This is a genomic window from Embleya sp. NPDC020886 (assembly GCF_044333915.1).
Taxonomy (GTDB): domain Bacteria; phylum Actinomycetota; class Actinomycetes; order Streptomycetales; family Streptomycetaceae; genus Embleya.
The window spans coordinates 384,222-405,815 of record NZ_JBIRRX010000003.1 but is presented as its reverse complement, the minus strand read 5'-3'; the positions used below and the strand labels follow the sequence as shown (position 1 = coordinate 405,815).

Below are 21,594 nucleotides of genomic sequence, written 5' to 3'. Positions count from 1 at the left end.
GGCATTCGCGTGAGCGAACTCGGCGACAGCGCGACCGCGGCGGACGAACCCGCCGACGCCTCGCCCGCATCGCCCGCCTTCCTGGAAGTACGGGACCTGAGGGTGCACTTCCCGACCGACGACGGCCTGGTCAAGTCCGTCGACGGGCTCAGCTTCGAGTTGGAGCGGGGCAGGACCCTCGGCATCGTCGGCGAGTCGGGCTCCGGCAAGTCGGTGACCTCGCTCGGCATCATGGGCCTGCACACCGCCGGGCAGTACGGCAGGCGCAAGGCGCGGATCTCCGGCGAGATCCGACTCGACGGCATCGACCTGTTGTCGGCCGACCCCGACCACGTGCGCAGGCTGCGGGGCCGCGAGATGGCGATGATCTTCCAGGATCCGCTGTCCGCGCTGCACCCGTACTACACGATCGGCCAACAGATCGTCGAGGCGTACCGGATCCACCACGACGTGGACAAGAAGGCCGCCCGCAGGCGTGCGGTCGAGATGCTCGACCGGGTGGGCATCCCGCAACCGGACAAACGCATGGACAACTACCCGCACGAGTTCTCCGGCGGCATGCGCCAGCGCGCGATGATCGCGATGTCCCTGGTGAACAACCCCGAACTGCTCATCGCGGACGAGCCGACCACCGCCCTCGACGTCACCGTCCAGGCGCAGATCCTCGATCTCATCCGGGATCTGCAGCGGGAATTCGGCTCCGCGGTCATCGTGATCACCCACGACCTGGGCGTCGTCGCCGAACTCGCCGACGACATCCTGGTGATGTATGGCGGCCGGTGCGTCGAACGGGGCCCGGCCGAGCAGGTGTTCCACCAACCCCGACACCCCTACACCTGGGGTCTGCTCGGCTCGATGCCGCGCCTGGATCGCGAGCAGCAGGACCGGCTCGTCCCGGTCGAGGGCTCTCCGCCCTCGCTGATCAACCTGCCGTCCGGCTGCGCGTTCAACCCGCGTTGCCCGTACGCGGACGTACCGAAGGACGACGTCACCCGCACGGTCCGCCCCGAGCCGACCGAGGTCGGCGACGGGCACTGGGCCGCCTGCCACCTGACGCGGGAGCAGCGGGAGCGGATCTGGACCGAAGAGATTGCGCCGAGGCTGTGAGCGAGAACGCAAAGGACGACGCGGTGAGCATCCCTACCGATGACGACGGCGGGCGGGCCGGCGCCGGCGGCTCGTCCGAGACCGGCGGCGCGGCCCGCCTCGCCGAGGACGCCGCGCCCGGCGAGGTGCTGCTGAAGGTGACCGGGCTGCGGAAGCACTTCCCGATCCGGAGCGGCCTTTTCCAACGCCGGGTCGGCGCGGTGCGCGCCGTCGACGGCATCGACTTCGAGGTGCGCTCGGGCGAGACCCTCGGTGTCGTGGGCGAATCGGGCTGCGGCAAGTCGACGATGGGCCGGCTGATCACCCGGCTGCTCGAACCGACCGCGGGGACGGTCGAGTTCGAGGGCAAGGAGATCACCCATCTCGGTGTGCGCGGCATGCGCCCACTGCGCCGCGACATGCAGATGATCTTCCAGGACCCGTACTCGTCGCTGAACCCGCGCCACACCACCGGCACGATCATCGGCGCCCCCTTCCGGCTCCAGGGCGTCGAACCCGAGGGCGGCATCAAGAAGGAGGTACAGCGGCTGCTGTCGGTGGTCGGCCTCAGCCCCGAGCACTACAACCGCTACCCGAACGAGTTCTCCGGCGGCCAGCGGCAGCGCATCGGCATCGCCCGCGCACTCGCGCTCCGGCCGAAGCTGGTGGTGGCGGACGAGCCGGTGTCCGCGCTGGACGTGTCGATCCAGGCCCAGGTCGTCAATTTGATGGACGACCTGCAACAGGAACTGGGCCTGACCTACGTGATCATCGCGCACGACCTGTCCGTCGTCCGGCACGTCTCGGACCGGATCGCGGTGATGTACCTCGGCAGGATCGTCGAACTCGCCGACCGGGACCTGCTCTACAAGGCGCCGATGCACCCGTACACCAAGGCGCTGATGTCGGCCGTCCCGATCCCGGACCCGCGGCGCAGAAAGGCCGGGAGCGAGCGTCTCCTGCTCGATGGCGACGTGCCCTCGCCGATCGCCCCGCCCGACGGATGCCGCTTTCACACCCGGTGTTGGAAGGCGACGCGGATCTGTACGACGACCGAGCCCGCGCTCGACGAGCTGAAGCCCGGTCAGCGGGTGGCCTGCCACCATCCGGAGAACTTCGCCGACCAGGCCCCGCAGGACAACGTGCTGCTGTCGGTCGCGAAGCGGACATGACGGCCTGGACCGGCGACCGACCGATACCCGTGCTCTCGGTATCGGCCGGCCGCCGGTCCAGGGGTTCGATGACTACGGTCAGCGGAGGTCGCGCATGAGTGTGCTCATGATGGCGTCCACCTTGTCCGAGTCGAAGGTTTCCGAGCCGACCAACAGGGTCACCGCGCGTCGACCGTCGTCGGTGACCGCGTTGCGGAACTTGTGGCCGCTGGCCACGCTGCCGCTGTGTCCCCACAGGACCAGGCCCGGGGTGGGCTCGTGGCGTTCGACTCCCAAGCCGTAGCGCTCACCCGGGAAGTCGTCCGGAACGGTCTTCTTCAGTTCGGCGAGTTGGGCCGGAGCCAGCAGTTTCCCGCTCATCAGGGCGGTCCAGAAGGCGGTGGTGTCCGCGCCGGTGGAGATCAGCGCGCCCGACGCGTCGGCCTCCGAAATGTTCCATTCCGTCTTGTCCACCAAAGTGGATCCCCGCTGCGCGTAGCCGCGCAGGTCCGGCTTGGGGATCGTGGTGCGATCGCCGGGCCATTCGGTCTCGCACAGTCCGAGGGGCTCGATGATCCGCTCCTCGATCTCGGTGCCGATGTCGCGGCCCGTGACCTCGGCGACGATCAGGCCGACGAGGTTGTAGTTGGTGTTGGAGTAGGAGAAGCCCTCGGCCGTCCGGTCGGGCCTGGGCAGACCGAGCGCCTGCCGGACCGTCTGCAACGGCTCGATGTGATCCCAGCGGTGCTCGTCCTCGTCCTCCCAGAACGGCGCGTCCAGGTAGTCGGGCAGGCCACTGGTGTGCTGCAGCAACTGCCGGATCGTGATCTTGCGCCCGTCGTAGAGCTTGGTGCGGACGAGACCGGGCAGATAATCGTCCACGGTGTCGTCGAGGCCGATCCTGCCCTCGCCGACGAGCTGAAGCACCACCGTGGCCGTCCAGGTCTTGGTGTCGCTGCCGATGCGGCTGTGCTCGTTGCCGACGACCTTGCGGCCCGTTCTGATGTCGGCGAGGCCGACACCGCCGTTCCGGACGCCGCAGCGCGGGCTCTTGACCGTCACGCTGATGCCCGTGGCGCCGACACTTTGCAGTGACTTCATCGCCGCCTGGATGGGCTTGGTGTCGCACTGAGGTGCCGCGCCCGCCTGCCCGGGCACCGTCACCAGCGAGGCCGCGCAGGCCAGGGCCACGACAACACTCGTCCTGTATCGCACAATGTCTCCTTCTGCAGTACCGATCCTGAGCGTCCGCACAAGGGGCGACGGAGGTGGCCGCGAATGGTTGCGCTCCACGAGGCCGTGGGAGGTACGGTCACCGGGGGTGCCCGCCGCACGCTTGCCGGATTGTGCATGCGGACAGCGTGGCGGTCCGGATCTACCGGGGGCATGCGGCACCCGTCCAGAGATTCCCCGAATGCTTTGTGTGTCCGGCTAAAGAGGTGAGCATGCTCGGTACCGGGGTTCCCGATCTCGGACAGGTCCTGGAAGTGTTGGGCTCGTCGTTGCTGCGGCCGTTGACCGTGCTGCCGGACCGGCTGGTGCCGGTCTCGGGCGTACTCATCTTCGAGCGGCGAGCCCCGCTACCGCTTCCCCCCGTCGGCGACGCGATCCTGCTCGCCGTCGGAGTGGGCATGTTCGAAGCTCAGGCGATGAATCTGGTCGCTTCGGCGGCCGAGGCCGGGTACGCCTGTCTGGTGGTGAAGAGTTTCGGCGAGCCGGTCACCCAACTGGTGGAAGCCGCCCGGCAGTCCGGCATCGTACTGCTGGCCGCCGACGCGGCCGTGGCCTGGCACCACTTGGACGCGATGATCTCCTCGGCCCTGACCCCGACGGTGCGTTTCGGACAGTCGGCGGGTGCCCCGGCGGTCGGCGACCTGTTCGCGTTGGCCAACGCGATCGCCGGGATGGTGGGCGGAGCCACCGTGATCGAGGATCCGCACCGGCGCATCCTCGCGTACTCGACGCTGCCCGGCCAGGCCGTCGACGAGGGCCGCCGCCAGGGCATCCTCGGCCTCCAGGTGCCGGACGGCCCCGACTACGACGAGCAATACCGGGTGCTCACCCGGGTCGGGCGCACCTGCCGGTTCTCCGCCGTTCCCGGGGGGCTGCCTCGGCTCGGTGTCGCGGTCCGGGTGGGCAGCGAGGTGTTGGGGTCGATCTGGGTCGTCAACGCCGGGGAACACCTGGACTCCGTTGCCGAACAGGCGCTTTCCGACGTGGCGGACAACGTCGCGCTGCACCTGCTCGCGGCCCGCACCACCGAATCCGCCGTCCGGCGCAGGTACGCCGACCTGTTGCGGCGGCTGCTCGCCGACCCGAGCAGTGCCGCCGCGGTCGCCCCACAACTGGGCCTGGACCCCAACCTGCCCGTCGCGGTGGCCGCGTTCGCCGTCGCCTCGGTCGACGCCGAGGACGTGCTCACGGCGCACGCGGCCACCCGGCTCGCCGACCTGGTGAGCCTGCACTGCGAGGCGCGCTACGGCAGGCACGGCTGCGCGTTGATCGACGGAACGGTCTACGCGCTACTGCCCAGCGAGCCCTCGCCGAACGCGCACCGCGAACTCGTCGCCTACATCGCGCGACGGGCCCACAGCGCGCTCCGGGTGCCCGTCCGGGCCGGACTCGGCTCGCTGGTCCCGGAACTGCGCTCGATCGTGGGCTCACGCGCCGACGCGGATCTGGTCCTGCGTGCGCTCTCCGAGCGGCCGGCCGACCCGGAGCCGTGCCAGGTGGCCACGATCGACGAGATGTGGGCCGGCGCGACGCTGTCCGCGCTGGCCGGGATGCTGGCCACGCACGAGGTGCTCCCCCGCCGGCTCGGGCCGGCGATCCGTGCGCACGATCTCGAACACGGCACCACGTACGCGTCCACCATCCTCGCCTACCTGGACGCCAACGGCGATGTGGCCGCCGCCTCCCAGCGGTTGTCCGTGCACCCGAACACGATCCGGTACCGACTTTCCCGCGCCGGGGAGATCTTCGGGTTCGATCTCGCCGAGCCGGACGAACGTCTGGTCCTGTGGTTGCGGTTGCGGCTCGGCGATCAACTCGGCGACCGGCTCGGCTGGTAGGACCAGGCGGCGCGGCCGCGGCCGCTCGACAAGTGACGACCCGTCAGTGCGTCAGGTGTTCGACCGGGTGGCAATAGTCCAGTCCCGTGAGGGGGCGGCCGGAGAAATAGCGCAGCCCCAGGTCCACGAGTTCGGTGGGGCGCTCCAGGTGCACCAGGTGGTCGGCGCCCTTGATGGTGGTGAAGTGCGCGTTCGCGTACCGCGCCGCGGCCTCCCGGCTGAGCCGGGGCGTGGTGAGCGGGTCGTGCTCGCCGGTCGTGATCAGGACGGGTGTAGTCACGGTGGCCCCGCCCGGGTCGGGATCGTGGCGCAGCAGGCGGTGGGTGTTGTCCAGGTACCTGGCGACGTCGCCGTCGGAGAGGGCGTTCAGCAGCCGGCTCAAACAGCGCGCGACGGTTGCCTGTCGCGCCACCGCGGCGTTCGGATCCGAGCACAGGAGCGACTCCAGCACGCTGTCGACGAACTCTCCGCGCCGGCCCTGCTCGGCGAGATCGGCGGTGCGCCGAAACGCCGCCCGAACGTGCTCGGTCATCCCCGACATCGTGCCGATGAGCAGTATCCGGTCGACCCGCTCGGGGTTGAGCTGGACCCAACGGTGCGCGACGGCGCTGCCGTACGACGCGCCGACCACGTTGACCCGACCGGCGGCGACCGTGCCCAGGAGGTGGTCGAACGCCCCGGTGAGGAAGTCGAACCCGTAGTCGGCGGGCAGCCGATCGGCATCGCCGGCGCCGGGCAGGTCCATCGTGATGACGGTGGCCGCCGGCCTCAGTCCCTGCTCGATCCGCCCCCAGGCGGTCCGCTGTTGGAAGGCGCCGCCGAGCAGGACCACGGGCGCGATCCGGGGGTTCGGTTGGTGCACGATCCGCGCCTTGTACGCGAACCCCCGGTAGCCGAGCCGGACGAGTTCCTCCCGGCCGGCGGTGCGCGATCCCATGGTCCCGGCTCCCTCGTGGCTGAGCAGATACCACGAAGCTAACGAACAAAGCGGACAACAGGGCGGTGGGCTCGCCGGAACGCCTCGATCGGATCGGGCGGGTACCGGATCGGGCGCCGCCGGCGGGGCTCAGGTGTGGCTGTCGAGCCGGTCCCGGATGGCGAGTGCGATGGTGTGGGCGTGTTCCTCCAGCATGGTGAAGTGGTCGCCGGGCACCGTGACTTCGATGTGGGGCAGGCTCCAGGCGGGGGCGGGTTCGGTATCGGGCAGCGGACGTTCGGCACGCACGTACAGGGTGGGACAGGCGAGCGGCGCGGGTTTCCAGTCGTTGAAGAGTTCGAAGTATCGGGCCATGGCGGTGAGCCGAGCGGGGTCGGTGCCGGCGAATTCCGCCGCCCGGCGCAGCATGCCCGCCGTCATCGCGGAGAAGGCCCGGTCATGGTCGGCGTGCACGGCGGGGTAGGTGTCCACCAGGACGACGGCCGTCGGGGCGGCGCCTTCCGACTCCAGACGCTCGGCTACGGCATGGGCCACCCAGCCGCCGGCCGACCAGCCCAGCAGGACCGGCGGGCCGTCGGTCGCGGCGGCGCGGACCGCGCCGGCCTGGGCGGTGACGAGGGCGTCCAGGGTGGCGGGCAGGGCCTCTCGGGGCTCGAACCCCGGGTGCCGCACGGCGGAAACCGGCCGCCGGCCGCGCAGCGCGGCGCCCAGGCGCGCGTATTCCCCCGGTCCGGACAACGCGCTCAGCGCGGGGGTGCAGATCAGCCGGGCCGCCGCGCCGCCGGCCGCGAGCAGGACGGGTTCGTGTGTCGCACCGGGCGCGTCGGCGTCGTCGAAGGCCGGGCGCAGCCGCGCGGCGATGGTGAGCAGCGCCATGCCGTCCCAGTGCTGTCCCCGGGCGCACGCGGTGCGAAAGAGCGCGCCCAGGGTGTCCGGCGCTCCCCCGGCGGGCGATGTGCCGGCGGCTCGCGCCGGGGCGCCCGCCTGCGGACCGACGCCGGTGCCGTCGTGCGCCGGTCGACCCGAGGTGCCTGCGGGGTCGGCGGCCTCGGGCCCTGCCGGGCGGTCGGATTCGGCGCCCCCGGGAGGTGCCTCGGCGGCGTGGCGCCGGGTCAGCTCGGCGGCGAGCGCACGGGGCGTCGGGAAGTCGAACAGCAGCGTGGACGGCAGTACCAGACCCGTCCACGCCGCGAGTTCGTTGCGCAGTTCGACCGCGGCGAGGGAGTCCAGTCCCAGGTCCGCCAGCCGGGTGTCCTCGTCGACCTCGCCTGCCGCGTCCCGGTGGCCCAGGACGCGGGCCGCCAGGGTCCGGACCCGGGTGAGCAGCCCCTCGCCCCGCTCGCCGGGGCGAGCAACCGCCGCGCCGCCTCGATTGCCCGTGTCGGCGGCGGGAGTTCGCCGCCCGGTCGCGGCCGGGTCGCCGCCGCGGCGAGCGGTCGGGGCGAGGCGGGCCGCCACCACGACGGGTTCGTCGCCGGCCACGGCGGCGTCGAAGAGGGCCAGTCCCTCCGCCGGCCTGAGCGGGACGAACCCGGAGCGGGCCATCCGCTGCCGATCCGCGTCGCCCAGGTGCGCCATCATGCCGTCGTGCTGCCACCAGGGGCCCCAGACGATCGACGTACCGGGCAGCCCGAGCCGGTCGCGGTGCCGGGCCAAGGCGTCCAGCGCGCAGTTGGCCGCCGCGTAGTTGGCCTGGCCGGCGGAGCCGAAGGTGCCCGCCACCGAGGAGAACAGCGCGAACACGGCCAGGTCGTGCCCCCGGGTCAGTTCGTGCAGGGCCAGCGCGGCGTCCGCCTTGGGGTACAACACCCGCCGGAGCCGGTCGGTGGTGAGCGCGGTGACGACGCCGTCGTCCAGCACCCCCGCGGTGTGCACGACGCCGGTCAGCGGGTGGGCCGCCGGTACCGCGTCGAGCAGGGCGGCGAGCGCGGTCCGGTCCGCGACGTCGCAGGCGTGCAGGGCCACCCGGGCGCCCGCCTCGCGTAGCTCCGCGACCAGTTCCCGGGCCCCGGGGGCATCCGGTCCGCGTCGGCCGGCGAGCAGCAGGTGCCGGACGCCGTGGGCGGCGACCAGGTGCCGTGCCACCAGCATGCCCAGCGAACCGGTACCGCCGGTGACCAGGACGGTGCCCTCCGGGTCGAGCGGCCGCCGCGTGCGCGGCTGCGATGCCCCCTCGGCCAGCGGCACCAACTTCGGCACGTACACCGTGCCTCGGCGTACGGCCGCCTCCGGCAGCGCGCCGGCCGCCACGGCGGGCAGGGCGGTCCGGGAGGCGGGGTGGTCGTCCACGTCGATCAGGGCGAAGCGGCCCGGGGTTTCCCGCAGGGCCGAGCGCACCAGTCCCCACACCGGCGCATGCGACGGCAGGGACGCCGTTTCGTCGGATCGGCCGGACTCGCCGAATCCGGCGCCGGTCGCGGCGGGATCCCCGTGGGCGAAGTCGACGGCGTCGGACGTCACGAGGACGAGCCGGGAGCGGGACAGGTGCGGTTGGGCGAGCCACTCCCGCACCAGCCTCAGCGCCCGGTCCGCCGCCCGCAGCATCGCGGCGGCCCGGTCCCGCGCGCCGCCGCCCGGGTCGGCAGGTGGGCACACGGCCACGATGACGGTGTGCGCCGCGTCGCACGCCGCCGGATCGGGATACACCGGGATGCCGGAACCGGGGGGCGCGAGGGCGTCCACCGGCGATGTGCCCGCCGTACCCAGCACTCCCCAGCGGGGCATGGCCGCGGATGCGGGCGGCTCGGACAGCGGCACCCAGTCCGTCCGGTGCAGGGCACCGGCGACGGCGTCCGGCGTTGCCGCCCCGGTCGCCGGCAGGGGCCGGAGCGTCAGCGAACGCACCGTCGCCACCGGTGCGCCCTGCTCGTCGGTCAACTCCACCGCGGCCTGCCCGTCGGGCCCAGGACTCGTCCGTACCCGCACGCGCCGTACGCCGGTGGCGTGCACACGCACTCCGGCGAAGGCGAACGGCAGGGACAACCCGCCGCCGGTCGTCCCGGAGGCGTTGCCGACCAGGCCGTCCAGGGCCAGGGCGTGCAGCGCCGCGTCGAACAGGGCGGGATGCAGGACGAACTCCGGCCCGGCCCGCTCCGGGTGCCCGGCGCGGGCCGCTTCGGGCAGCATGATGTCCGCGTACAGCTCGTCCCCGTGTCGCCGGACGGCGCGCATGCCCTGGAAGGCGGGGCCGTAACGCAGCCCGGCGGCGGCCAGTCGCTCGTACGATCCGGCTCCCGGGCCGTCGGCAGGCAGTGGCATCGCCGCCGCCGGCGGCCGGGACTCGTGTTGCCGGGACGCGCCGTCGGTCTCTTCGTGGTCCGCGGCCGGCCGCGCCGGGGAGAGCGTGCCGGTGGCGTTCCGGAGCCAGGGCCGGTCACCGGCCGGAGGGTGCGGCCGGGAGTGGAAGAGCAGCGTCCGCCGTCCGGCGTCGTCCGCCCCGGCCACCTTCACCTGCACCGCGACGGCACCGTCCGCGGGGAGCGGCAGCGGCGCGGTCAGGACGAGCTCGTCCAGGACGTCCGCACCCACCAACCCACCGGCGTAGAGGGCCATTTCCACGAGGGCGGTCGCCGGCAGCAGGATCTCCCCGGCCACCACGTGGTCGGCAAGCCACGGCTGCTCGCGCACCGAGAGCACCCCGCTCAGCAACAACCCGTCGTCGTCGGCCGTGCGGGTGCCCGACCGCAGGAACGGATGTGCGGCGGCCTCGACCGTCGGGGACCCGGGCGCCGGTTCCGGGTCGGGCTCCAACCAGAAGCGGCGGCGCTGGAAGGCGTACGTGGGCAGGGTTACACGCCGCCCGCCGCGTCCGGCGAAGACGGCCCGCCAGTCGACGGGCACGCCGTGGGCGTACAGCGCGCCCAGCGTGTCGAGCAGGGCATCGGCTTCCGGCCGACTCCCGCGCAGGGTCGGCAGGACCAGCGGCGCGGGGCCGCGCTCGCCGCCACCCGCTTCACCCGGGTCCGCCTGGGTTCGTCCGGACCCGGCGAGACAATCCCGGACCAGGCCGGTGAGCACCCCCTCCGGCCCCAGTTCGACGTAGTGTGCCGTGCCGCGCTCGCCCAGTTGCGCCACCGAATCGGCGAAGCGGACCGGACGGCGGATGTGGTCCACCCAGAACTGCGGTGTGCCCAACTCCTCGTCGGTGGCCACCCGACCCGACAGGGCGGTGACCAGGGGCACTTGCGGCGCGGTGAAGGACAACCGCCGGACCACGTCCGCGAAGTCGGCCAGCACGGGCTCCATCCGCGCGGAGTGGAAGGCGTGGGCGACCCGCAGTGGCGTCACCGAACGACCCCGCTCGCGAAAGTACGCGGCGACCTCCTCCACCGCGGCCTCGTCACCGGAAACGACCACCGAGGCGGGCCCGTTGACCGCGGCGATCTCCGCCGCGCCTCCCGTCTCGGCCAGATGGGCGGCCATCTCGTCCGCGCCGACGGCCACCGCCGCCATCGCGCCGCCCGGCGGCAGTGCGTCCATCAACCGGCCCCGGGCCGCCACCAGGGTGCACGCGTCCGCGAGGGACAACACGCCGGCGACGTGTGCCGCCGTCACCTCGCCCACCGAGTGCCCGGCCACCAGGTCGGGATGTACCCCCCACGCCTCGAACTGCCGGAACAGGGCCGTCTCCAGGGCGAACAACGCCGGCTGCGCGAACCGGGTGGTCTGCAACAGCGCACCCGTCTCCGTATCGGGCCCGGCGAACACGACGTCCCGCAGCGGCACCGGCAGCAGCGGGTCGAACAGGGCGGCACATTCGTCCCACGCACCCGCGAAGGCCGGATACCGGTTCCGCGACTCGTACAGCTCCCGGCCCATGCCGACCCGCAGGCTGCCCTGGCCGGTGAACAACAGGGCCAGCGGGCCGTGCCGGCGGGACGTGCCCGTGTGTACTCCGGGCCGGTCGCCGCCCTCCACGACGGCCCGCAGGGAGTCGAGCAGTTCGGCCCGGTCGCGGGCCACCACCACGGCCCGGTGCTCGAAGGCCGCCCGCGTGGTGGCGAGCGAGTAGCCAACGTCCACCGGGGCCAGGTCGGGGGCGGCGGCCACCCGGTCGTACAGCCGCCGCGCCTGGGCCCGCAGCCCCGGGGCGCTCCTGGCGGACACCGGAACGGGCACGGCAGGCGCAACCACCGGCACGGCGGGCCCACTTTCCGGCACCGCCGCCGTACCTTCCGGCACCGCCGCCGTGCCCTCCGGCACCGCAGGCACACCCTCCGGCGCTGCGGGCGCGCCTTCGGGCGCCGCAGCCGCACCTTCCGGCCCAACGACTACACCTGCCGGCACCGCCCCGACCCCGACCCGCCCACCGGCCGCCCCGCCGTCCGCCGCGGCACCCGGCGCCACGGCCGCCCCGTCGACCGGAGCCTCTTCGAGCACCACGTGGGCATTGGTCCCACTGATACCGAACGAAGACACGCCAACCCGGCGCGGACACTCCCCCGCAGGCCACTCCACCGCGCGGGTCAGCAGCGCGATCCGCCCCGTCGACCAGTCGACCCGGGGCGTCGGCTCGTCCGCGTGCAGCGTCCGCGGCAGCACCCCGTGCCGCATCGCCTGCACCATCTTGATCACGCCGGCCACTCCGGCGGCGGCCTGGGTGTGACCGATGTTCGACTTGACCGAGCCCAGGTGGAGGGGACGTCGGCGCGCCTGCCGCCCATACGTCGCGAAGAACGCCTCCGCCTCGATGACATCGCCCAGCCGGGTGCCGGTGCCGTGCGCCTCCACCGCGTCGATGTCCCCGGGGTCGAGGCCGGCGTCCGCGAGTGCCTGTCGGATCACCCGCTGCTGCGCCGGGCCGTGCGGTGCGGTCGGCCCGTTGCTCGCCCCGTCCTGGTTCACCGCCGAGCCGCGCACCGCGGCCAGTACCGGAAGTCCGGCGCGGCGCGCCCGGGACAACCGGCTCAGCAGCAACATCCCGGCGCCCTCGGCCCATCCCGTGCCGTCGGCGGACGCGCCGAACGCCTTGCAGCGGCCGTCCGGAGCCAGTGCCCGCTGCCGACTGAACTCCACGAACGACGAGGGTCCCGACATCACCGTGGCGCCGCCGGCCAACGCGAAGGCACACTCGCCCCGGCGCAGCGCCTGGGCCGCCAGGTGCAGGGCCACCAGGGACGAGGAACACGCCGTGTCCACCGTGAGGGCCGGGCCTTCGAGGCCGAACGTGTAGGCGATCCGCCCGGAGGCGACGCTGCCGGCGTTGCCGAGGCCGAGGTATCCCTCGACCTGCTCGGGCGTCCTGGTCAGGTGCCGGGCGTAGTCGCTGTACATCAGCCCGACGTACACCCCGGTCGCCGAGCCGCGCAGGGTGTCGGGGACGAGGCCGGCGTGTTCGAAGGTCTCCCAGGCCACTTCGAGCAGCAGTCGGTGCTGCGGGTCCATCGCCAACGCCTCGCGAGGCGAGATGCCGAAGAAGCCGGGATCGAAGCGGTCCGCGCCGGTGAGGAAGCCGCCCTCGCGCACATACGTGCGCCCCGATCGCCCGGGGTCCGGGTCGTACAGCGCCCCGGTGTCCCAGCCCCGGTCGGTGGGGAAGGGACCGATCGCGTCCCTCCCGTCGGCCACCAACCGCCACAGTTCCTCGGGGGAGGTCACGTCTCCGGGATAGCGACAGGCCATCCCCACGATCACCACGGGGTCCTCGTCGGACCGGGCGGCACTGCGTCGCCCGGGCGCGACGCCGGCCGGCGCGGCGGCGTTCCGGGCCCCGAGGTGGGCGGCGAGCGCGGCGGCCGTGGGAAAGTCGAAGGCGACGGCCTCGGAGAGCGGCAGGCCGGTCGCCGCCGACAACCGCTCGCGCAGCACGGTCGCGGTCAGGGAGTCCATGCCCAGGTCCCGAAGTGCCGTGCCCGGCTCGACCGTTCGAACCGTGCGGCCGAGCACCGCGGCCACCTCGCCGCGCACCAGGGCCAACAGGTCCGGCGCCGGCTTCCCGGCCGCCTCCGCGCCCAGTGCCCGAGCCGGACCGCCGGGGAGTTCGCGTCGCAGGATCTTCCCGGACCCGGTGCGGGGCAGGTCCGCCACCTCGAACAGTTCGACGGGCACCTTGACACCGGCCAGTTCCGCTCGGCAGGCGGCGAGGATGCGCCCTCGGTCCGGCAGATCTCGACCGGCTGCGGCAACCAGATAGCCGACCGGCACCTCGCCGAAGACCGGATGCGCGCGTCCGGCCACGGCGGCGTCCGCCACCCCCGGCAACCGCCGCAGCACCGCCTCCACTTCCGTAGGATGGATGTTCACCCCGCCTCGAATGATCAGATCACTCGCCCGGCCGGTGACGGCAAACCCACCGACGGCATCGATCCTGGCCAGGTCACCCGTGCGGAACCAGCCGTCGCGCAGTACCGCCGCGGTCTCCTGTGGTCTGTCGTGGTAACCGGCCATCACCCCGGGCCCGTTGACCCACAACTCGCCCTCGCCCGTGTCCCGGCCGTCGGGGCCCCCGCCGACCCGGACCCGGGTATCGGGCAGCACTCGCCCCCACTCCCCGGACGCCGTCGCCTCGCCCGGCGCGGGCATGGTGACCGGGCCCGCCTCCGTGCTGCCGTAGTGCTCCAGGTAGGGCACACCGCAGATCGCCTCGAAGGACTCGCGGAAGCCGGGCCCCGCCGCGGCGCCGCCGCTGACGCAACCGCGCAGCGCGGGGGTGCCCAGACCGCCGCCGTCCCCGTCGCCCTCCTCCCCCCGGATCGCGTCGAGCAGCGCCGAATACGTGGTCGGGACGCCGCCGAGCAGGGTGAACGAGGCGTCCTCGTGCCGGAGTTCGCCGAGCACCCCCGCCACCGAGAACCGGGGCAGCAGCACCGCGCTCGCCCCCACCGCGGTCACCCCGAGGAAGCACACCACCTGGCTCATCGCGTGGTGCAGGGGCAACGGCCAGAGCACGTGGTCGCCTTCGGACAGACCCAAAATGCCGACGAGGCCGGTCGCGATCGGCGCGAGGCGGTTGCGCTGGGTGGACAGGACGCCCTTGGGCGTGCCGGAGGAGCCCGAGGTGTAGAGCAGCCAAGCCACTTCGTCCAACGCGAGGTCGTCCCGGGCCGGCGTCCGCGGCTCCGTACCCGCCAACTCCTCGTACCGTAAGACCCCTTCCGCGACCGCGGCCACGCCGTCCCCGTCCTCGTCGCCGCCGTCGACCACCACCACGCTCGGCCCGGATCGCGCCGCCGCCGGCCGCCGGGTCAGGCAACCGACATCGGTGACGAGCACCCGCGCGCCGCTGTGGTCCAGCAAACGGGCCAACTCCTGCTCCGAGTTCCCGGGATCCAGGGGCACACCCACGCCGCTTGCCCGGGTAATCGCGAGCAGGCTCTCCACCATCTCGACACGGTTGCCCAGCAGTACCGCCACCCGGTCGCCACGGGCCACACCCAGCCCGACCAGGTGACCGGCCAGCCGTGCGGTCCTTTGTTCCAGCTCCCGGTAGGTCACCCGTGTGAACGGGTCCCGGAAACAGACCTTGTCCCCCAGTCGCCGGGCGTGTTGCCCGAGCAGTTCCGGCAGTGGCTTGACGATGTCGACGTGCGTACCCACCGCGTGACCTCCCTGGGACGACCCGTCGTCAAGGACGACGGTACGGTTGTTTGGATTCCCTCCCGCCGATCGGCGAATCGCGTCGCCCCGGGCGAACCCCGGCCGGGGCGTCGACATCCGACAGATCGCACTCCCCTCGCCCACCGTGGCCGCCCCCTCATCGGGGTCTGCGGCGGGACACTCGAACCAATTGGTTGGTCCATTCGAGTCGGCGCCGCACCGAAGGCGTCGCCGCACCCGGCGAACGCCATCACAACGAGTTGGTTTCATGGTCCGAGTGGCTGTCCGGATTGGCCGACCGGCGTCCGGCGGACGCACGGTCGAAAGGCCCGAGGACCCGGCGACCTCGCGCCGGAAGCCCCCGATCCGCCGCAACCACAAGGAGTCCGACATGACGACGACCTCCGCACGCACGACCACCGGGCAGGACGCGGACGCCGCGCTCGTCGCCGGCGTCGAACACGCCGTGGCGGTGGAGCGATTGCGCCGGATCACCGACCCCGAGGAACGCCTGGTCGCCTACGCCCGGATCGCCACCGAGGACGTTTTCAACCTCGGCATCGCGAACAACGTCCTGTTGTTCGACCTGCTCCGCGACAACGTCTTCGCCAAGGTGGTCCTGACCGAGGCGGACGCCGAATACGCGTCGCCCCCGTACGGGGTGCCGGAACTGCTCGGCCCGATCACGGCATTCCTCCGGAAGAGGTTCTCGGCCGGCATCGACCCCGAGTACGACGTGTACGCCACCGCCGGAGGGTCGGGGGCACTGGAGTCGCTGGCCTTCGCGCTGATCCACGGCGGCGTACTGACCCCGGGCGACCGCGTGCTGCTGCCGGCGCCCTTCTGGCCCGGCTTCCTGTGGTGTTTCGAACAGCGACCCGGGCTCCGATGCGTGCCCGCGCGCCTGGACGGTGCCGACCGACTCACCCTGACCGTCGCCGCGTTGGACCGTGCCTACGACGCCGCCCCGGACCCCAAGCCCAAGCTGTTGGTACTCACCAACCCGCACAACCCACTGGGCGTCAACTACGACAGGCAACTGTTGGAGGACATCTGTCGCTGGGCGCTCGACCGCCAGATGCACATCGTCTCCGACGAGATCTACTCGCACGCCCAGAGCACCGGCAAGGACGCGTTCACCAGTGTCCTGTCCCTGGACGCCTACGCCACCGCCCCCGACCGCATCCACCTCGTGTACGGGCTGACCAAGGACTTCGGACTGTCCGGGTTCCGGATCGGCTTCCTGGTCTCCAAGTCGAACGACGTACGCAGGGTCATGCAGGGCGACGAGACGTGGAAGTCGCTGTCCTGGTTCGGCCCCCTCGACTCGCTCAAGTGCGCGTACGTGCGCGAACTGTTCGGCACCACCGACCGGCCGAGCGAGTTCCCCACGACACTGATGAAGGACTACACGGCACGACTGAAAACCGCCCACGACGACGCGGCCCACCGACTCCGCGAGGCGGGAATCCCCTATGTCGGCATGAGCGAAGTCTCGCGCAACGCGACCCAGTTCTTCCTTCTCGACCTGAGCGCCTACCTGGACAGCGCCAAGTTCCCCAAGGACCTGGTCCTGATCAACCACGAGATCGACCGACGCGAAGCGCTCCTGGAAGCGTTCCTGCGAACGGACGCCAGGGTCCTGCTCCTTCCCGGCGGCGAGATGCACTGTCCTTCGCCCGGCTACTTCCGGCTGTGCTACACCGCCGACACGATGGAGCGGGTCGGCGAGGCGATCACCAACATGGCGACCTCCCTGCGGAAGCTCTGAACTCCGACGAAACCCCCACGAACGGCGGGACGACACCCGCAGCAGGGCGGTCTCCCGTGTCCCGACGGCAGGCCGGTCGACCCGCGCCGGCGCCGAAACATTGCGGCTCCGGCGCGGGGAACGGTCCCGGTGGTGCACACACTCGTCAGCCGGCGGCGGGCCGTACCTGGCGGTCGCGTCCCGCGCCGTATCCGGCACCGGCCATGAGCAGGCCGAGGACGACCAGGACCGCGAGCGGAAGGGTCCAACTGTCCGTGGCGTCGTGCAGGATGCCGAGGAGGAGGGGGCCGGCCGCCGCCACCAGGTAGCCGATGGACTGTGCCATGCCCGCCAACGCGGCGGCTTCGCCGGCACTGCCGGCCCGTTGGCTCTGGAAGGTCAGCGCGAGCACGAGGCACACGCCGCCGCCCAGGCCGAGCAGCGTGCACGCCACGACGGACAGTGCGGGGGCGAACAGCAGTACGACGAAGCCGGCGGCCATCAGGAGCGAGGCCCCGGCCGCGAACCATCGTTGGTCGTGCCGGCCCCGGGTGAGCAGGGGCAGGAGGCTGCCGGCGGTCAGGGCGATCACTTGGTAGTAGAAGAGCATCCATCCGGCCGTGGTGCTGCTCGTGCCGTGGTCGATCAGCATGCTGGGCAGCCAGGCGACGGCGGTGTAGAAGGCCAGGGATTGCAGGCCCATGAACATGCTGACCTGCCACGCCAGTCGCGACCGCCAGGGAACCGGGCTGCGGGTGACGCCGCCGGAGGTCTGCGGCCGGTCGCCCCGCATCCGGGGCAGCCAGACCGGCAACGCCGCGACGGTGAAGGCGATACCCCACGCGAGAGCGGTGTGCCACGAGCCCGGCAGGGTGTGCGAAAGCGGTGCGGAGACACCGGAGGAGACCGCGGCGGTGACGCCCATGACGGTGACGTAGAGAGCGCTGACGCCCTGGATGCGGTGTGCCGGCACGCTCCGCCTGATCAGCGCGGGCAGCAGCACGTTGCCGAACGCGATGGCGGCGGACAGGATCACGGTCCCGGCGAACAGGCAGATCACGGAGGGCAGCGACCGGATCACGGTCCCGACGGCCAGCACCGCGAGGGCGGCCACCAGCAGGCGGGCGGTGCCGAAGCGATGGGAGGCCCGGGCCACCAGGGGCGACGTCGCGGCGAACGTCAGCAGCGGGAGGGTGCTCAGCAGTCCGCCCCAGCTCGCCGTCAGACCGCTGCCGTGCTCGATCGCGGGCAACAGCGTGCCGACGCCGGTGAGGGTGGTACGCAGGTTCGCCGCCACGAGGCAGATCGCGAACAGGAGCCCGATCGACACGACGGATCGGGTGTGGTCGACGGCCGGCGGGGTCGAGGCGGCGGGCGGGTCGGATATCGACGACGGCTGTGCGCTCACCGTCCCTCCGCGGGTCGTGCCGCCCGGGCCTCGTGGTCGCGGGTGAGCCGGACGATCGCACCCGCCGCGTCGCGGGCACCGCTCTCGTCCCGGGCCTCGATCGCGTCGACGAGCCGCCGGTGCAGGTCGGCGTGCTCCTCGGCGCCGGTGGCGTCCCAGGGCAGGCCCCCCAGCGAGGTGGCGAGAGCCGTACCGAGGTAGTCGTACACCTCGATCAGGAGGTCGTTTCCGCTCGCCCGGACGACGGCCCGGTGGAACAACGCGTCGACGCTCCCGGCCGCGGCCATGTCCTCGCCCGCGCAGGCCGCGTCGGCGTCGGCCAACAGCTCGCGCAGTTGGTGCAGTTGCTCCTCGCTGCGACGCAGGGCGGCGGCGCCCGAGGCGTACTCCTCCAGGACGGTACGCAGTTCGAGCACGTTGTCCCGCTGCGCGGCACCGGCTCGCCGCACCATGACCGACTGGAGCTCACTCGACGAGCGGACGTAGGTGCCATCGCCGATCCGGGCCTCCAGCAGCCCCAGATGCACCAGCGCACCGAGCGCCTCGCGCAACGTGCTGCGGCCGACCCCGAGCTCCTCGACCAGGGCCTGCTCCGGCGGGATCCGCGTGCCCACGGGCCATCCCCCGGCCTCGATGTGCGCGCGAAGGCTGTCCACGAGCTGCGCGGACAGGCTTGCCGACCTACGCGGTGTGCTGATGCGTTTCATGCAAACAGCATACATACAAAGGTCAGACATTTGAACATCGCACATATGCAGCCACGGGCAACGCCCCGCACGACCGGCCCGCATGGAGCCATCGAGCCGAGTCGGCACACGGGCGGCGCAGGGGTGGGCGAAAGGGGTGAACTTCGGCGTGATCGGCGACTTCGCGACTCAACCGTGTGGTTGGCTATTCGGGGCCGCGATCGCGGCCCCGGGTTCACACACTGGAGGAACCTCATGCGGCGACGCATCCACGCGGTCGGGCGGGCCACCGGATCGGCCGTATTGGCCGCCACGTTGGCCGTGACGGCCGGCGCCGGTGCGGCCCGGGCCGACGTCGGCGACCGGAACGAAACCGTCAAGCCCGGCTACGCGACGACGAATTGCCTGACCGCGAATGCCGGGTCGGGCAATGTGACGGTCGCACCCTGCAAGGGGGTGCAGACCCAGGCGTGGCTGGTGTCGGCCACCGGCAGCGCCAACGCCACGGTCAAGATGGGCTACGCCCAGGGCAACTGCCTCACCGGAAACCCCCAGACCGGGGTCGTGCAGATCGCGTCCTGCAACGGACGGCAGCCCCAGGCCTGGCTCATCTCGGGCACCGGCCTGAAGAACGCCACCATCCGCCCCGGCTACGCCCAGTCCAAGTGCCTGACTTACGACGCCTCCACGGGCATCGTCCACCTCGACCAGTGCGCGGGATTGCAGAAGCAGGCCTGGCTCCTGTCCTGATCGCCCCGCAAACTCCCGCCCCGACCGCCCCACAAGGCCCGACCGCCGCACCGAGAAGGAGCGCACCTTCCCGCTCGCGCGGCGCCGCCGATCGTGACCGGCCGAGACGTCCGACGCCGGGGGCGGCGGCGGTCAGGAAGGCGAGTTCGGTTGCGGCGTTCGGTTCGGTGCGTGCCAGGCGGGGTTCTTCCGGACGCCGACCTGTTCCAGTTCGAGCGTGTCGCCGGTTTCGGTGCGGAGTTCGACGTGGAGCGGGGCGCCGGTTTCGTGGTCGACGTAGTGCAGGGGCGCGGGGCCGTCCTGTAGGTGCTTGTCGCCCCACTGCATCAGGGCCACGATCACCGGGAACAGGTCGCTGCCCATCTCGGTGAGCACGTACTCGTCGCGGGTGCGGCCGCCGTCCTCCCGGTAGGGACGCTTGGCGAGCAGGCCGGCCTCGGTCAGACGGCGCAACTGCTGGGCGGCGGCTCGGTCGGTGATGCCGATGCGGCCGGCGAAGCCGCTGAACCGGGTCGTGCCGTAGCAGGCTTCACGCAGGATCAGCAGCGCGGAGCGGGTTCCGACCACCTCCAGCGCCTTGACCAGTGAGCAGTGGTCGGTCTTCCACGCGCCGAGGTCGGCAAGCGCGCCCTCCATGACAACCGGCATGCCGCCCATCGTACCCGCTTTGGCTTGCTCCTTGTATAGCCAGACCGTACCTACCTATACTCGCGGATAGTCAGCTCTGCCTCTCGCTCCGACGGAGCAGCCGGCGGAGCGCTGTCTTCGACGGATATCCGGTAGCTCGCATGGATCGCAGGGGGACTCCCATGGCCGCGCAGACCACACCAGCCACCGAGGGCGTGCGACGGCAGGACCCGGTCGGACCGTCGGCGATCACGTTCGTCGTGTGCGCCGCGGCATTCGTCGCGATGCTCGACGTGTTCGTGGTCAACGTCGCCTTCACCGACATCGGCGCCGATTTCGGCGTGCGGCTCGCGGATCTGAGCTGGGTCCTCAACGCCTATGCCATCGTCTACGCGGCGCTGCTGATCCCGGCCGGGCGCCTGGCCGACCGGTACGGCCGCAAACCGGCGTTCCTCGCCGGACTGGCCTTGTTCACCGCTGCGAGCGCCGCCTGTTCGCTGGCGCCCCAGTTGTGGTGGCTGGTGTTCTTCCGCGGGATACAGGCGATCGGCGCGGCCGTGCTCACCCCGGCCGGCCTCGGGCTGCTGCTCACCACGCTGCCCGAAACGCGGCGGGCCGGGGCGGTCCGGATCTGGGCCACCACCAGCTCGTTCGCCGCAGCGGTCGGCCCGGTGGTCGGCGGCGGCCTGGTGGAGTTGTCCTGGCGCTGGGTGTTCCTGATCAACATCCCGGTCGGCGTGGCGGCGTTCGTGGTGGCCCGCCGGTTGCTCCCCGACCTGCGGGACGCCTCGGCCGTGCGGATGCCGGACCCGCTCGGCACGGCGGCGCTGGTCGTCGCCTTCGGCGCGCTCTCGCTGGGCCTGGTCAAGGGCCAGGAGTGGGCGTGGACCGGAACGGCGACCCTCGCCACCTTCGCCGTCGCCGCCGTCGGTATCGCGGTGTTCGTCGTGCGAATACTGCGTCACCCGGCACCGGTCGTGGACCCGGCCCTGTTCCGGACACCGGAGTTCGTCTGGGCGAACATCACGGTCCTGACCTTCTGCACCGCCTTCGGCGCGGTCTTCCCGTCCGTGGTGTTGTGGCTGGAGGGTCCCGCCGGCTACTCCACCCTGGTCACCGGCCTGGCCATCGCGCCGGGTCCGCTGATGGTGCCGCTGTTCGCGATCGTCGGGCGGCACCTGGCCACCCGCGTCGGAGCCGGAGCCCTGGTGGCGGCGGGGAACCTGCTGTTCGCCGGCGGTGCCGTGTTGCTGGCCGCGAGTGCGTCCGCCGATCCCCGGTACGCGACGCAGATCCTGCCGGGCTGGCTCGTCATCGGCGTCGGCATCGGCCTGGCCATGCCCGTCATGCTCTCCCGGGCCACCACCGAACTGCCCGGCGCCCAGGCCGCCACCGGCAGCGCGGTGGTCAACACCAGCCGCCAACTCGGCTACGTCCTCGGCGTCGCCATCCTGGTCGCCGTCCTCGGCACGGCCGGCAGCGCACCGGATCCGGCGCCCACCTTCCGGCACGCCTGGTGGTTCATCGCCGCCACCGCCGCCGGATCCGCCGTCGCCGCCCTCGGCATCACCCGCCGCACCCGGAGCTGATCAC

The 21,594-nt window shown here is 72.3% G+C and carries 12 protein-coding genes; 6 read left to right on the top strand and 6 right to left on the bottom strand.

From position 1 onward, the window contains the following. Positions 1-9 precede the first annotated feature (9 nt). Both ACH4U8_RS12640 and ACH4U8_RS12635 read left to right on the top strand, forming a co-directional pair. Entirely contained in the window at positions 10-1,107 is a 1,098-nt protein-coding gene (locus tag ACH4U8_RS12640; RefSeq protein ID WP_379990793.1) for an ABC transporter ATP-binding protein, read from the top strand. Continuing rightward, entirely contained in the window at positions 1,104-2,258 is a 1,155-nt protein-coding gene (locus tag ACH4U8_RS12635; protein ID WP_395777458.1) for an ABC transporter ATP-binding protein, read from the top strand. The genes ACH4U8_RS12640 and ACH4U8_RS12635 overlap by 4 nt, the downstream gene beginning before the upstream one ends. 78 nt (positions 2,259-2,336) lie before the next feature. On the opposite strand, the gene ACH4U8_RS12630 is transcribed toward ACH4U8_RS12635, so the two are convergent. Then, on the bottom strand, positions 2,337-3,452 hold the full coding sequence (locus ACH4U8_RS12630; RefSeq protein WP_360307149.1) for a serine hydrolase domain-containing protein: 1,116 nt from the start codon (positions 3,450-3,452) through the stop codon (positions 2,337-2,339). 230 nt (positions 3,453-3,682) lie between these two features. On the opposite strand from ACH4U8_RS12630, the gene ACH4U8_RS12625 reads away from it, so the two are divergent. Then, positions 3,683-5,308, top strand: coding sequence for a PucR family transcriptional regulator (locus ACH4U8_RS12625; protein ID WP_395777456.1), 1,626 nt, complete (start codon positions 3,683-3,685; stop codon positions 5,306-5,308). Positions 5,309-5,351: 43 nt separating this feature from the next. Here the strand turns inward: ACH4U8_RS12625 and ACH4U8_RS12620 are convergent, their stop codons facing one another. Both ACH4U8_RS12620 and ACH4U8_RS12615 read right to left on the bottom strand, forming a co-directional pair. Beyond that, complete coding sequence (locus ACH4U8_RS12620; protein ID WP_360307144.1) at positions 5,352-6,245, bottom strand: alpha/beta hydrolase; 894 nt, start codon at positions 6,243-6,245, stop codon at positions 5,352-5,354. A gap of 129 nt (positions 6,246-6,374) precedes the next feature. Next, positions 6,375-14,780 carry a type I polyketide synthase gene (locus tag ACH4U8_RS12615; RefSeq protein WP_395777454.1) on the bottom strand — a complete coding sequence of 2,802 codons (8,406 nt, stop codon included), beginning with the start codon at positions 14,778-14,780 and terminating at the stop codon, positions 6,375-6,377. Positions 14,781-15,171: 391 nt separating this feature from the next. Between ACH4U8_RS12615 and ACH4U8_RS12610 the strand changes: the two genes are divergently transcribed. Then, on the top strand, positions 15,172-16,551 hold the full coding sequence (locus ACH4U8_RS12610) for a pyridoxal phosphate-dependent aminotransferase (RefSeq protein WP_395777452.1): 1,380 nt from the start codon (positions 15,172-15,174) through the stop codon (positions 16,549-16,551). Between the two features lie 145 nt (positions 16,552-16,696). Here the strand turns inward: ACH4U8_RS12610 and ACH4U8_RS12605 are convergent, their stop codons facing one another. Together ACH4U8_RS12605 and ACH4U8_RS12600 are read right to left on the bottom strand one after the other, a co-directional pair. After that, on the bottom strand, positions 16,697-17,938 hold the full coding sequence (locus ACH4U8_RS12605) for a CynX/NimT family MFS transporter (protein WP_395777450.1): 1,242 nt from the start codon (positions 17,936-17,938) through the stop codon (positions 16,697-16,699). Beyond that, complete coding sequence (locus tag ACH4U8_RS12600; RefSeq protein ID WP_395777448.1) at positions 17,935-18,645, bottom strand: FadR/GntR family transcriptional regulator; 711 nt, start codon at positions 18,643-18,645, stop codon at positions 17,935-17,937. Before ACH4U8_RS12600 ends, ACH4U8_RS12605 begins: the two co-directional genes overlap by 4 nt. A gap of 234 nt (positions 18,646-18,879) precedes the next feature. Here ACH4U8_RS12600 and ACH4U8_RS12595 point away from each other — a divergent pair, with 234 nt between their 5' ends. Continuing rightward, positions 18,880-19,374: a ricin-type beta-trefoil lectin domain protein gene (locus ACH4U8_RS12595; protein WP_395777446.1), complete on the top strand. Its 495-nt coding sequence runs from the start codon at positions 18,880-18,882 to the stop codon at positions 19,372-19,374. A gap of 132 nt (positions 19,375-19,506) precedes the next feature. Here the strand turns inward: ACH4U8_RS12595 and ACH4U8_RS12590 are convergent, their stop codons facing one another. After that, positions 19,507-20,022 carry a helix-turn-helix domain-containing protein gene (locus ACH4U8_RS12590; protein WP_360307129.1) on the bottom strand — a complete coding sequence of 172 codons (516 nt, stop codon included), beginning with the start codon at positions 20,020-20,022 and terminating at the stop codon, positions 19,507-19,509. Between the two features lie 161 nt (positions 20,023-20,183). Here ACH4U8_RS12590 and ACH4U8_RS12585 point away from each other — a divergent pair, with 161 nt between their 5' ends. Further along, a complete protein-coding gene (locus tag ACH4U8_RS12585) occupies positions 20,184-21,590 on the top strand; it encodes a DHA2 family efflux MFS transporter permease subunit (protein ID WP_395777444.1) in 1,407 nt (468 codons plus the stop codon). The last annotated feature ends 4 nt before the right edge of the window (positions 21,591-21,594 follow it).

Bases quoted from the DNA above. Each gene is read 5' to 3' on its own strand.
- ACH4U8_RS12625 (WP_395777456.1), top strand. From the start codon at position 3,683: ATGCTCGGTACCGGGGTTCCCGATCTCGGACAGGTCCTGGAAGTGTTG.
- ACH4U8_RS12620 (WP_360307144.1), bottom strand. From the start codon at position 6,245: ATGGGATCGCGCACCGCCGGCCGGGAGGAACTCGTCCGGCTCGGCTAC.
- ACH4U8_RS12610 (WP_395777452.1), top strand. From the start codon at position 15,172: ATGACGACGACCTCCGCACGCACGACCACCGGGCAGGACGCGGACGCC.
- ACH4U8_RS12600 (WP_395777448.1), bottom strand. From the start codon at position 18,645: ATGAAACGCATCAGCACACCGCGTAGGTCGGCAAGCCTGTCCGCGCAG.
- ACH4U8_RS12595 (WP_395777446.1), top strand. From the start codon at position 18,880: ATGCGGCGACGCATCCACGCGGTCGGGCGGGCCACCGGATCGGCCGTA.
- ACH4U8_RS12590 (WP_360307129.1), bottom strand. From the start codon at position 20,022: ATGCCGGTTGTCATGGAGGGCGCGCTTGCCGACCTCGGCGCGTGGAAG.
- ACH4U8_RS12585 (WP_395777444.1), top strand. From the start codon at position 20,184: ATGGCCGCGCAGACCACACCAGCCACCGAGGGCGTGCGACGGCAGGAC.